This is a genomic window from Paenibacillus sp. GCM10027628, assembly GCF_042676385.1.
Taxonomy (GTDB): domain Bacteria; phylum Bacillota; class Bacilli; order Paenibacillales; family NBRC-103111; genus Paenibacillus_E.
Genome location: NZ_JBHTHA010000002.1, coordinates 258,814 through 272,080, shown reverse-complemented (window position 1 = coordinate 272,080; position 13,267 = coordinate 258,814). Strand labels below are relative to the sequence as shown.

Here is a 13,267-nt window from a genome sequence, read left to right as displayed (position 1 = left end):
GGGATTAGATGAATATTGCACCAGTATGTAAAATTGTATGTTCACTTGTACCGCTTCTACTTACAGCTAATTTGCTCGCCGGCTGCATGAAAGAGGATGAGCATAGGCCGATTTCTCCCGACACTGATGCGAAGGCTTTTATAAGCTTCGTAGCTCCTGAATACAGCACGGCTACCCGGCCATTTTTTGAAAACCTGGTGAAAGATTTCGAGACGAAATACCCTAACATCAGGGTCGAGCTGCAAGTCATTAATTGGGATATTTTGGACAGCGCCTACAATACGATGATCAGCCGCAATCAGCCTCCGGATTTGCTGCTTTCGAACATTTACGCGCATTTTGCGAAAGATGGGCTGCTGAACAATATGGATGAGCTGCTTTCGCCAGGTTTGAAGGAGAAGTTTTACCCGTATTTAACGGAAAGCAGTAAATGGAACGGCGTGACGTATACAGTTCCTTTTGCAGCAACCATCCGGGAATTATACTACAACAAAGACATTTTCAATGAGGTAGGCATCACCAATCCTCCAGTAACATGGAAGGAACTGGAGGACGTTGCGCGCAAAATTAAGGATAACAAACAAGTGGACGGCTTTGGAGTCGATCTGACGGATAACGAAATTTGGGCTTATCTTTCCTATTTTTTCTACGGCGCCGGAGGAGGTTGGATGAAGAATGGCGAATGGGCCATTAATTCCCCCGAAAACGTGGAAGGCATCCAATTCCTTAAGAACCTTTATGAAAAAGGTTTGACGGATCCGGAACCGACGGTCACGACACGCGATGAAAAACAACGCATACTAGGCAACGGCAAGCTCGGCATGCTCATTTCCGGCAATTATTTTGAAGCAGTCGTACCGCGCGAATTTCCCGGGCTCAAATGGGCGAAAGGGGCGATTCCGGTTAAAGAGGGACAGACACCGCTGGTGCTTGGCGTGCAGGATGTTTGGATGTCTTTTCGGACGGATCACACGAATAAAGCGGCATTGTCCAAATTTCTTGACTTTATTTATGAGGATGCTCGCTATGAGGAGTTCGTACTTCGGGAAGGCTTCATTCCTACGATTAGGACAGTTGGCGATAAGTTGGCAGCCAATGACCTCTCCATGAGGCAGAATCTTGATTCGATTGAACAGGCCAAATTTTATCCGATCCATCATCCCGCATGGTCAGCCGTGCTAAACGCCACCCGTAATATGGGGCAGGCTGTTTTGCTCGGTCAGATGACACCGCAACAAGCACTGGATCGGCTTCAGCAAATCGCGATCAGCAAAAGCCGCTGAATGGATAAAGAGGAAAAGGCTGTCCCAATGCCATGAACATGGCGGGGGGGATGGTCTTTTTTATTGAGACGTCCCCACATTTAAAGTGAAAAGACCGCTATGGCGAGTCTGGTCCGGATAAGATGGAAAATTGATTGCATCCGTCATTCCGATTATCATGGCATAAATGGGTCTAGTCATATTTGAAGCGAGTTTCAAAACAGCGAACATGAGTCAAGGTATGCAACAGAGGCCTTGAGGCAAGTTTCGCAACAGCGAACATGAGGCAAGATACGCATTAGAGACCATGAGACGTTAATAGCGTACTAGTTTGACGTAGAATAAATGTAAAATGGTTAAAAACGAGCTCGATAGAACAAAAGTCCGTAATTAAAGAACGATATTCGCTATACATGGACTCTTGTTCTCTAAGCTACCTTTGGCGGTTGAATCACAAATATTTAGAGTCACTTGAGTGCCTTATTAAAGAACAGCGGGCCTTAAATTAGGAATGGTGAGTTAGTGGGGGGGATGGAAGAAACCAAGCAACAACTAAAGCAGCGTACGAGGAACGTTATGAGGCCCCATCATTCCCAATAACTGACGTAACCCTTTCAGCAACCGTATAGCTCACTTTAACGCGGAAAAACCGTCTAAAAGTGCCAGTCACGCCGAGTCCAGCTCGGATAAGCCGGAAAAACCGCGTTAACACCTGACTTCAGGGTGCTCAGCGCCGCATAGCTGGCACTTTAACGAGGAAAAGCCGCCTTAAAGTGCCAGTCACGCCGAGTCCAGCTCGGATAAGCCGGAAAAACCGCGTTATGCCGACCTTCCGTGGCACCCAAGGCATTGTGCCGGCCAATAGGTGGCCAAAGACAGAACAATTTCAACCATTCTCAGGACGATATTCAATGGTTGTTTCTCCCCCCATTCCCTATGATAAAAGTGTGAGAAGCTAATTTATATCACAATCGTTAGGGAGGTCATTACCAATGAAGAATTCGAAAAAAGCAGTGGCATGGGGCATGATTCTATCGACCGTGATGCTTGCGGTGTCGGGGTGCGGCAGCAGTTCAACGAATGCCGGAGCGTCGGTCAAGCCTGCAGAAAGCACCAAAGCGGCTGAAACGGCCAAGCCTGCGGACAGCGCCAAACCAGCAGGAACGAAGCTTACCGGGGATTTTGAAATCCAATATTTTGTTGGCGGATATGGCGACGCATGGTGGAAACAGGCCATAGCCGATTTCCAGAAACAAAATCCGGATTTGAAAATCAAGGAATCCGCCGGACCGAAAATCAACGATCAAATGAAACCGCGCTGGCTGCAAGGCAATCCGCCTGATTTCGTGTACATCGACGGCGCCGGCTCCAACACCAGACAAATGGTGACGGACGACCAGTTGATGGACATCACCGACTGGCTCAAGGACGCGAAGAACGCGGACGGCAAAAAGATTCTCGATCTCCTGATCGCCCAACCGGAAGAATACAAACCGGGAAAATCTTTTGCGATTCCTCTAGTTTTCGGCTCCTGGGGAACCTTCTACGATAAAGCGATGTTCAAAAGCAAAGGCTGGGATGCGCCTACAGATTTTGCAAGCTTCATGGCCTTAGGCGACAAGATTAAAGCGGAAGGCAAGATGAGCGTATATATCCACACAGGCGTATACCCGTATTACATCAACGGCAGCTTATTAGACCCGACGATCATCGCAATGAACAACTACGATACATCCATTTTTAAACGTATTAATTCCCTTGAAAAAGGCGTATGGAAGAGCGAACCGGTTACAAAAGCGCTGGCCAAAATTGTCGAGATGAGAGACAAAGGATTCATTGATAAAGGATCACCTGCTCTGAATCATACGGATTCCCAATCTCAATGGCTCCAGCACAAAGCTGCGTTCATCCCTACCGGCATTTGGGTGGAAAGCGAAATGGCGAAGGACATTCCGGCAGGTTTTGAATTCGGTTTCTTGCCTTCCATCGGTCAAGATAAAGGCGGTAAATTCGTAGCCAACCCATATACTTCGACCGTAGCCATTGCGAAAAAAGCGAAAAACCCCGATGCGGCTAAGGCGTTTATCCAATTTATTTTCACAGAGAAACAGAGCAAGGCATGGGCAGAACTTTCCAAAGCGCCATCGAACATTAAGGCGGATCTCGAAGGAACGAATGCGCCGGCGCTTACCAAAGAAGCCGCCAAATTTTATAATTCCCCGAATACGGTCGTCGCACCTGAGATCGTCATTCCAGAAGAACTGGTAACAGCCCGAAACAACGCTACCGTCGCCCTGACTAAAGGCGAAATTACGCCGCAGCAATGGCAGGATCGCATGGAAGAAGCGATGGACAAAATTCGCGCCAAAGAAAAGAAATAAGCAGATTAACCGGAATTTGACCGGTAATAAGGGGCTTCCTATCATGAAGGTCCCTTATTACCATACCGTTATTGAGAACGGAGGATCGTAATGAAAGAGAGCCAAACAGCAGCCGCAACCACCAAAATGGAACGAAAAATTGCAGACAGAAGCGGCACAGCGAAGATGAAGCGTAATGTATTTCTCCTTTCCTTCATCCTTCCAACACTGCTGCTCTATTTGGTGTTTACTGTGTACCCGATGTTTAAAGGCATTTATTTGAGTTTGTTTGATTGGTCGGGCGGTTCTGAAACGTACAATTTTATCGGACTTGGAAACTTCAAAGAGATGCTTCATGATGAAGTGATTTTGAAAACAATTCGCAACGATTATATTTTGGTCATCGGCAAAGTGATTGGATTTATGATCATGTCGCTGTTTTTCGCCGTCGCGCTTACCAGGTTTAATATCAAAGGCTCGGGCTTTTACCGGATCATCTTTTTTATACCCAATGTGCTTTCCGTTGTTGTCGTCGGGGTGCTCTGGCGTTACGTGTATAATCCGAACCTCGGATTTTTAAATTCGTTCATCTCCTTATTTACGGCGAAACCGTACGATTTTGCCTGGTTAGGCGATAAATGGTCGATATTCGCGCTGTTGCCGCCCTCGATTTGGGCGGGTATCGGTTTTACGATTATTTTGCTGGTTGCCGGGATTCTTAGTATTCCATCCTCATTATACGAATCGGCTGATATCGACGGCGCATCGCAGTGGAGTCAATTCTGGCAGATCACCCTTCCCCTCACGTGGGAACAGATCAAGACTTCCGTGCTTTGGATTGTCATGACGACATTAAACGGCTCCTTCGTTATCGTCACGATTATGACCTTCGAAGGCGGAGTCGATCATGCTACACAGGTTATGGGTTCCTATTTGTATATGAATGCATTCAAATTCGGCAAATTCAGCTACGGGTCTGCGATCGGCGTCCTCATTCTGATACTCTCTTTAATCACCACGGCAGCACTGCAGAGACTGATGAAGAGAGAAACCATAGAATTAACGTAGAGGGGTTATTGTGATGAGTCAGCGTGTCCGCAATCCGGTGTTTCGCCTGTTTTTCAATTTCTGTCTTGTAGTCTGGTCCGTCTGCGTCCTGTATCCGCTGATTTGGACGATTTTAAGCTCTTTGAAAGATAATCAGCAATTTTTCGTAGGCAAGCCCTGGGCTTTGCCTAAGCTCCCGCTGATTTGGGCCAATTTTTCCTATGTGTGGGGTAAATATAACTTTGGCCATAATTTTATGAACTCTCTGGTCGTAACCGTGGTAAGCACGGTATTAGGTGTGCTTTTATCGGCCACGACGGCATATGTGATTGCCCGCTTTACGTTTAGAGGAAATGGGCTGCTTTACTATTCGTATCTTTCTTACATGATGATTCCAACCTTTCTTGGCATCATTCCTTTATTTTTTCTGCTGAACGATCTTCATTTAACGAACAATTTGTTCGGTCTTATCTTGGTGTATGCGATCACAGCCGTACCGTTCGCGGTTTTTGTACTGGTCAGTTTTTTTAAAACATTGCCGAGCGAGCTGGAGGAAGCCGCTTCGATGGACGGCGCTTCGCATTACGGCATCTTTTTCCGCATTATGCTTCCGCTAGCCAAGCCGGGGCTGATGTCAGTAGCCATCATTACCGTGCTGAATATTTGGAACGAGTATGTTTTCGCCCTGATTCTGGTTAATGATCCGGCCAAATATACGATACCGGTCGCCATAGCGGTCATGCAGGGCGAAATGCAGTACCGGACCGAGTGGGGACCGCTCTTTGCTGCGCTGATTATCTCGATGGGTCCGACGATTGTTTTTTACGCGATTTTTCAAAAGCAAATTACCGGAGGGATTACCGCCGGGGCATTAAAAGGATAGTTATTACCGTGCTTCCGATGTCAGTCTTGTTAAAGCAAAACTCGAAGGAGAGTGTGCGAAATTGATATCGCTGAAACGTAATTTTGGTTGGATTGCTATTCTTTTTGTAGGTATGCTGCTGTTCTTTGGCGGGATAAAGGCTCATGCGGCAACGGCCGGGGACATCGCAAAATTTGAAAAAACAGACGACAAGACGTTTACCATTTCATCGGGCTCCGATCAGTTTAAAGTTATTTTTAACCGCAGCGACATGGTACGGATTTGGCTTGGTGTGGGCGGCAACTTTCAAGGTCCTTCCGGAAGAAGCTCGGCTACGCCCAAGGAACCGATTGTCATTAAGGACGACTTCGGTCCGGTAACCGTCTCTTGGTCCGATGAAGGCAGTTATTATAAAATGGCGACGGACAAATTCGTCCTTCGCGCTTACAAAAGCCCGTTGAAATTCGCGATGTTCAAAAGCGACAACGCGACCGTCGTTTGGCAGGAGGACGCACCGCTTACTTACAGCTCGTCATCGACGACGCAAAAGCTCGTTCGAGGTGCCGACGAATACTACTACGGCGGGGGGATGCAGAACGGATTTTTCTCCCATCGCGACCGCAAAATCGTCATCGCCAAAAATTACGGCGACTGGAGCAGCGGAACCGTGTCCAATCCGTCTCCGTTTTATTTAAGCACCGCCGGGTATGGCGTGCTGCGCAATACGTTTCAGGACGGAACCTATGACTTCGGCAGTCCTGCGCAGCTTACGCACAATGAGAACCGTTTTGACGCTTATTACTTCTATGGCGAATCGATCAAGGATATATTGAACGGGTACACAGACTTGACCGGTAAACCTGCTCTCATTCCGAGATGGGGGATGGGACTAGGGGATTCGGACTGTTATAACACAAGCAACACCAGCAATCCCAAGCCCGGCAAGCTTACGACGCCGGATGTGTTGAAAGTGGCTCAAGGTTACAGGGACCATGACATGCCAGGTGCTTGGGTTTTACCCAACGACGGCTATGGCTGCGGATATGTACAGCTGGGCAGTACCGTCCAGCAGCTTCATCAATTAGGGTTTTACACCGGTTTGTGGACGCAAAACGGGGTTAGCCAGATGGCGCAAGAAGTAGGCGTTGATGGCACAAGGCTTGCCAAACTGGACGTTGCATGGGTCGGCCCCGGCTATGACTTCGCGCTCGATGGTACCCGTCAAGCGTATACGGGCATTGAGAACAACTCGAACGACCGCGGTTATGTATGGTCCGTAGGCGGCTGGGCCGGAACGCAGCGCTACTCGACCGTATGGTCAGGCGATCAATCCGGAAGCTGGGAATATATCCGTTATCATATCCCAACCTTAATCGGCGCGGGGCTATCCGGGATTCCGTACGCAACCGGAGATATAGACGGCATCTTTGGGGGCAGCGCTCAGACGTATGTGCGTGACCTGCAGTGGAAGGCGTTCACCCCGATCCTGATGAATATGTCCGGATGGGCAGCCAAAGATAAGCAGCCGTGGGTTTGGGGCGAGCCGTATACGAGCTATAACCGTGACTATTTGAAACTAAGAGAACGTTTGACGCCTTATTTTTACACTTATTTGAATGAAGCGTACGAGTCGGGAGCGCCTTTGGTCAGAGGTATGTTGTACGAGTTTCCGAACGACCCGAATACGAAAAATACATTGACGCAGTACCAATTCATGTCCGGGCAATCGTTCCTCGTTGCGCCTGTGTACAAAGACGCTGCTGTGAGAAACGGTATTTATTTGCCGAAGGGCAAATGGATCGACTACTGGACAGGCGCAGAGCACTATGGATCCAAAATGCTGGACGAATATGCCGCACCGCTGAACCGATTGCCGCTGCTCGTTAAAGCCGGAGCGATCATTCCGATGTATCCGGACGTCCTGTACGACGGTCAAACGCCGCCGAACCCGATTACGTATGACATCTATCCGTATGGAACGTCCAGTTTCACCATGTACGAGGACGACGGCGTGTCGAAAGAACACCGCACCGGCAAATTCGCGAAGACGATCATTACTTCGATAGCCCCTCAAACGGGAACAGACGATTTAAAAATCCAGGTCGGCGCGAGTGTCGGGGATTACAACGGCAAACTGTCCGCACGCGTGAACCAATTCCAAATCCACATGCATTTGAAACCGGCCGGCGTGTCTGTAGGAGGCACTGCTTATGCGGAATATGCCAGCAAAGCGGAATGGACATCCGCAGCAAGCGGCTGGTACTTCGATGCGGCAGATAAGGGCGGCATCGTATATGTGAAAACCCCGGAAATGTCGACCAGTCAAGGATTTGAACTGAAGCTGGCAGGCTTCGAGGCTGATACGACGCCGCTTATTGATGCAACTGTTATTCCGCTGCCGGAGCCGGATAACGATCCGACGAGGATCGCCCAAGGAGATATCGCGGTCACTGCGACGAGCGCTGATGCAACAGCTCCTGCGGCGAACGTACTTGACGGAAGCAATGAAACGGTTTGGAGCACGAAACTGGATGGCAGTAACCCATTGCCACAGTCGATCACGCTAAATCTTGGAACGAAGTTTTCCGTGAATAAATTGAAATATTTGCCGATCCAGTACTTGAGTACGAACGGTATCATCACAGCTTATAACGTTTATGCGAGTACGGACGGCACCAACTATACGAAGGTGGCCTCAGGCACATGGAACGCAGATAAGTCGGAAAAAACTGTAACGTTCGCTACAGTGGAAGCGCAGTATGTGAGGTTGGAAGCAACCGCTGGCGTAGGCGGTTTTGCAGCAGCTGCAGAACTGAACGTATATCGCGACGGCTCCGTTCCCATACCGCTGCCGATTCCGAAAACGCAAATGACCGCTAGCGCCAAAAGCTTTCAATCGGGGAATGAACCTGCGAAAGCGATTGACGGCGACTCGAACAGCATGTGGCATACGAAGTGGGACGGATCGGATAAATTGCCGCAATCGATCACGCTGGATCTTGGCAAAGTGCGCGAGATCAGTCAGTTCCGTTATGCTCCCCGTCTCGATGCTGGCAATGGCACGATAACGGCTTACAACTTGTACGTAAGTGCGGATGGAACAAATTATTCGAAAATAAGCAGCGGCAGCTGGGTGAGAAACAACCAGAAGAAATATGTGCAATTCGCTGCGGTTAAAGCGAGATATGTGAAGCTGGAAGCGACGGCTGCAGTCGGCGGATTCGTATCGGCATCCGAGCTGGACGTCTACGAGGCTCCTACAGCACCGCCTGTTCTAGGCGTCATTTCAGATGGAAAGCCTGCGAATGCGGATAGTGAAGATCCGGCTTTCCCTGCGGCTAACGCGAATGACGGCAAGCCGGAAACGATGTGGTCCGCCAAAGATGCAAATCCGGGCCATACTTGGACGGTCGATTTGGGCAAAATGTATTCAATCCAAGGCTTGGAAATCTCGTTTGAACATCCTGACAAAGCATACCAATACAAGCTGGAAATCCGGGAACCGGGCAGCAGCAATTGGATTCAAGTCGTTGATCGCACGACCAACGCGGAAATAGGTCAAGTGCTCAAAAATGAGTTCGGCAGCCAAGGCCGTTATGCGAGAATTACTATTACCGGACTGCCGGATGCCGGAACCAAAGCGGCTATCATGGAAGTCAAGCTGATCGGCTTGCCGATCATCGGTACGGCACCGGTTACAGGTGTTACGCTGAATCCATCGTCGCTGAACTTGAACATTTTGGGCGCGCCTGTCACTCTTGAGGCAACCGTTTCGCCGTCGAATGCAGCGAACCCATCCGTAAGATGGAGCAGCAGCGACCCAGGCGTCGCTATGGTCGATGAGAACGGAGTCGTCACTCCTAAAGGACAGGGGAATGCTGTCGTAACCGTAACTACGGAAGATGGCGGTTTTAAAGCAACTGCTGATGTCAGTGTAACGGGTCAACAAAACCTGATTAAAATACCGCAGAGCCAGATGTCGGCGACGGCTGCAAGCTTTCAAGCGGGCAACGAGCCTGGTCTTGCGCTGGACGGCGATCCGAATACTTGGTGGCACATCAAATGGTTTAACGTCGACCCGCTGCCCCAATCTATCGTCCTAAATCTGGGCGGCACTTATAAAATCAGCAAGCTCGAGTATTTGCCGCGTCCGGATGCCGGAAATGGGACGATTTCTGCGTATAACGTCTACGTTAGTAATGATGGCGTTCAGTTCACGAAAGTGGCCAGTGGCGCGTGGCTGACGAACAATTCACTGAAAGAAGTGAATTTCGCTCCTATAGATGCCGCATACATCAAGCTTGAAGCAACTGCAGGGGTAGGCAACTTCGCGTCTGCATCCGAGCTTAATGTGTATAAAATCCAGGAAACAATTCCTGTGACGGGCATTCAACTGGACACAACGGCCGTTGTGCTCAAAGGAGAAGAGACAGCTCAAATCCATGCAACCGTACTTCCTTTGAACGCCACGAACAAAAAGGTGTCATGGTCCAGCAGCGCGCCGGAAGTGGCAATCGTTGACAATAACGGAGTGGTTAAGGCCGTCGGGGAAGGCAAGGCGATTCTTACGGTTACCACCCAAGAAGGAGGGTTTCATGCCAGCGTTTCCGTCATCGTGGACCGCACACCACCGGTCACAACCGACGACGCGAAGCCTGAGTGGCAGCGCACCGGGCAAACGATTCATCTGACGCCAACGGATGCCGGCAGCGGTGTTGCGGATACTTTCTACAGCGTTAACGGCGGGGAATTTGCCAAAGGCCTGACGATTGTCATCAACGACGAGGGTATTCATACGATCAAGTACTACAGCGAGGATCTTGCCGGCAATGTGGAACAAATGAAATCAACCCAGCTGAAAATCGATAAGACAGCTCCCGTTATTCAGACAACGGCGGTAACCCCGTCTACGGTCACCGTTTCGGTGTATCATACGGACGCGGTCAGTGTTCCGATTGTCATAACGGATGCGCTAAGCGGTGTCGCTGATGCGAAGGTTACGTTAGATGGCGCGGTCGTCAATCAAAACGTTACGGCGGATCCTTTATCGTTAGCGTTAGGCGTTCACGACATTGGTGTCACTGCAACGGACAATGCGGGTAACATTAGCGTACAGCATTATGTTCTAAACGTGATGATGGATATCGGGCACCTTGACGAAGAAGTGCAACTCGCTTTCGATAAGGGATGGATCACGAATTCAGGCATTTTGAACAGCTTGATGGCTAAGATCGACAACATCCAGAAGCAGCAAGGCGACGCTAAGCAAACTTTGAACGGATTGAACGCCCTGGAAAATGAGATCAGAGCGCAATCCGGCAAAAAGATAGATGCAGCCTTCGCGAACATCATCTTAGCCGATATTGCGTATATGAATAATCAACATTAATCAAAGAACCGCCTTTATGAGATAGAGGAGCCGTTGCGGCCACCATTGCTCATAAGGGCGTTTTTTTTGGAGCCGTTTCAGGGGAGGACGTGCGGCACACCTTTCTGAGCGAGTTGGACCCGGGAAATTATGATTTGCCTTGGTGTTGCATATTCTTAGCATAGAGAAATGGGCATAAGGAGGACGATCATGAAAGCATCCTTAAAACTTGAATTGGAAGAAGCGAGGGTGATGGTTGCTGCGGGAATCCGGGCGGCTGAAGAAGACAAAGCGCTAGAGACGATATGCATCGTCGATGACGGCGGCTATCTCATTGCCTTAGAACGCATGAATGGCGCACGCAATACGAGCCCTGAGCTCGCAATAGCTAAGGCGTTTACTGCGAGCGGACATAGACGTTCTACGCATCTGTTCAACCAGCCGGGCGGTCCGGCGACGACGACAGGCGAGGCGTTCGGCATTCATGCGATGATGCCAGGGAGATTTGCCATCTTCGTTGGCGGATTTCCGATCGTGGTGAACGGGAATGTCATCGGCGGCATCGGGGTAAGCGGCGGGAGCGGCGAGCAGGATAAATCCGTCGGCGTGGCGGCGTTGAAGGCTCTCCGGGACTTTTTAGGCTCTGCTTACGAGGTTATGACGGACCCGAATATAAAAAAATAAGCAAGAGTTGAACGTACTCTGTCTCCTGGCCAGCCCCTGTAACCCATTTGTAACTGTCTTGTTGTACATATAAATGAGAAGACGATGCAGCTGTGGCGAAGCATGGAGGGAATGCGAGTGAATAGTTGGGAAACGGAGTGGTTTGAGCGGAGAAGCCGCATGACGCCGGACAAGACGGCTGTCGTTGATGGGAGAACAGGGATGAACTGGAGTTACCGTCAGCTGCAAGAGCGGACCGAACGTCTCGCAATGGCTCTGCGACAATGGGGCATTAAGAAAGGTGATCGTGTGGCGCTGCTTGCGCCAAACGGTCTTTACTATTTTGAATTGTTATTCGCATGCGCCCGGACAGGAGCTGTCTTGGTACCGATGAACTGGCGGCTCTCGCCAGTGGAGCTTGCCTACATTTTAGAAGATTGCTCGTATAAATTGGTTTTCTATCATGAAGAATTGGAGGCACTTGCAAATTCAGTCGAGCCCGGGCTTCGCATAAGCTTGCAAAGTGAATCCTATGCTAACGCAGGTGAGGAGGGAATGATTGGAACAACTGTTCAAGCAACCGCCCAATATCAAGCATTGGCGGCAAAGGAACCGCTGCTGATGATCTATACAGGCGGGACAACGGGGAAGCCGAAGGGTGTTGTTTTATCCCACCGGTCGGTTTATGCGAACGCTTCGAATACGGTATTAAGCTGGGGGCTGACCGATCAGGATGTCACCATCACCTACCTGCCTATGTTTCATACAGGTGGAATTAACGCACTTTCATTGCCTGTTCTATTAGCAGGCGGCACAGTCGTCGTCGAGCGTGAGTTTGAGCCGGAACGAGCAGTAATGCTCCTTGTGTCTGCATGCTGCTCGGTCGTCCTGATGGTGCCGACCATGTATCATCTTCTTGTGCAGACGGAGTCCTTTTATCATGCACAATTTCCTCATATGCGTTCGTTCATATCCGGTGGCGCGCCTTGCCCGTTGACCATTTACGACGCTTTTGCGGATAAGGGCTTGCCGTTCAAAGAAGGGTACGGAATGACGGAAGCTGGGCCCAATAATTTCTACCTCACTCCGGCCGATGCAGCGCGCAAAAGAGGATCCGTCGGGCGACCGATGATTTGCAACCGCATACGCATCATGAACGAGCAAGGCATAGAGGCGGCTGCGGGCGAAGTGGGAGAGATTCAAATAAGCGGACAGCACCTGTTCGAAGCTTATTGGAATAATCCGCAAGCTACGGCTGACGCATGCTCGGATGGCTGGTTCCATACCGGCGATCTAGGACGCCGGGATGATGAAGGATTTTACTTTATTGTAGGCCGCAAGAAAGAAATGATCATCACCGGCGGCGAGAATGTATACCCGCTCGAGGTCGAGCATCTGCTGCAGCAACATCCGGCCGTTGCCGAGGCGGCTGTGATCGGTTTGCCCCATGCCAAATGGGGCGAGCTTGTCACCGCCGTCATCACACTGCGGCATGGCAGTCATGTCACCGGCGAAGAGCTGCAGGCTTACTGCGCTTTACAAATCGGCAAATATAAGGTGCCGAAAAAAATTCTGTTCGTCGCAACACTACCTAAGACACCCGTTGGGAAGATTGATAAAAACAGCCTCGTAACCGCGTTCAGTGAGCAGGGCTTAGATGGAGATCACCTAAATAACAAACAGATCGTTTCAGAATAAACGTTAT

7 protein-coding genes are annotated in these 13,267 nt (G+C 49.8%); all 7 read left to right on the top strand.

Going from position 1 to position 13,267, the window contains the following annotated elements:
- Positions 1-8: 8 nt before the first annotated feature.
- The 7 genes from ACFQZT_RS02460 to ACFQZT_RS02430 all read left to right on the top strand — a co-directional run bounded on the left by ACFQZT_RS02460 (position 9) and on the right by ACFQZT_RS02430 (position 13,260).
- On the top strand, positions 9-1,283 hold the full coding sequence (locus tag ACFQZT_RS02460; RefSeq protein ID WP_379296192.1) for an ABC transporter substrate-binding protein: 1,275 nt from the start codon (positions 9-11) through the stop codon (positions 1,281-1,283).
- A 971-nt stretch (positions 1,284-2,254) separates the two neighbouring features.
- On the top strand, positions 2,255-3,643 hold the full coding sequence (locus ACFQZT_RS02455) for an ABC transporter substrate-binding protein (RefSeq protein WP_379296190.1): 1,389 nt from the start codon (positions 2,255-2,257) through the stop codon (positions 3,641-3,643).
- Between the two features lie 126 nt (positions 3,644-3,769).
- Positions 3,770-4,690 (top strand): carbohydrate ABC transporter permease, encoded by a 921-nt coding sequence (locus tag ACFQZT_RS02450; protein WP_379297916.1) that lies wholly within the window; start codon positions 3,770-3,772, stop codon positions 4,688-4,690.
- A gap of 13 nt (positions 4,691-4,703) precedes the next feature.
- Positions 4,704-5,552: a carbohydrate ABC transporter permease gene (locus ACFQZT_RS02445; RefSeq protein WP_379296188.1), complete on the top strand. Its 849-nt coding sequence runs from the start codon at positions 4,704-4,706 to the stop codon at positions 5,550-5,552.
- 61 nt (positions 5,553-5,613) lie between these two features.
- Positions 5,614-10,920 (top strand): discoidin domain-containing protein, encoded by a 5,307-nt coding sequence (locus ACFQZT_RS02440; protein WP_379296186.1) that lies wholly within the window; start codon positions 5,614-5,616, stop codon positions 10,918-10,920.
- Between the two features lie 189 nt (positions 10,921-11,109).
- A complete protein-coding gene (locus tag ACFQZT_RS02435; protein WP_379296184.1) occupies positions 11,110-11,583 on the top strand; it encodes a GlcG/HbpS family heme-binding protein in 474 nt (157 codons plus the stop codon).
- A 117-nt stretch (positions 11,584-11,700) separates the two neighbouring features.
- Positions 11,701-13,260, top strand: coding sequence for an acyl-CoA synthetase (locus ACFQZT_RS02430; RefSeq protein ID WP_379296182.1), 1,560 nt, complete (start codon positions 11,701-11,703; stop codon positions 13,258-13,260).
- The last annotated feature ends 7 nt before the right edge of the window (positions 13,261-13,267 follow it).

Bases quoted from the DNA above. Each gene is read 5' to 3' on its own strand.
- ACFQZT_RS02455 (WP_379296190.1), top strand. From the start codon at position 2,255: ATGAAGAATTCGAAAAAAGCAGTGGCATGGGGCATGATTCTATCGACC.
- ACFQZT_RS02460 (WP_379296192.1), top strand. From the start codon at position 9: ATGAATATTGCACCAGTATGTAAAATTGTATGTTCACTTGTACCGCTT.
- ACFQZT_RS02435 (WP_379296184.1), top strand. From the start codon at position 11,110: ATGAAAGCATCCTTAAAACTTGAATTGGAAGAAGCGAGGGTGATGGTT.
- ACFQZT_RS02445 (WP_379296188.1), top strand. From the start codon at position 4,704: ATGAGTCAGCGTGTCCGCAATCCGGTGTTTCGCCTGTTTTTCAATTTC.
- ACFQZT_RS02450 (WP_379297916.1), top strand. From the start codon at position 3,770: ATGGAACGAAAAATTGCAGACAGAAGCGGCACAGCGAAGATGAAGCGT.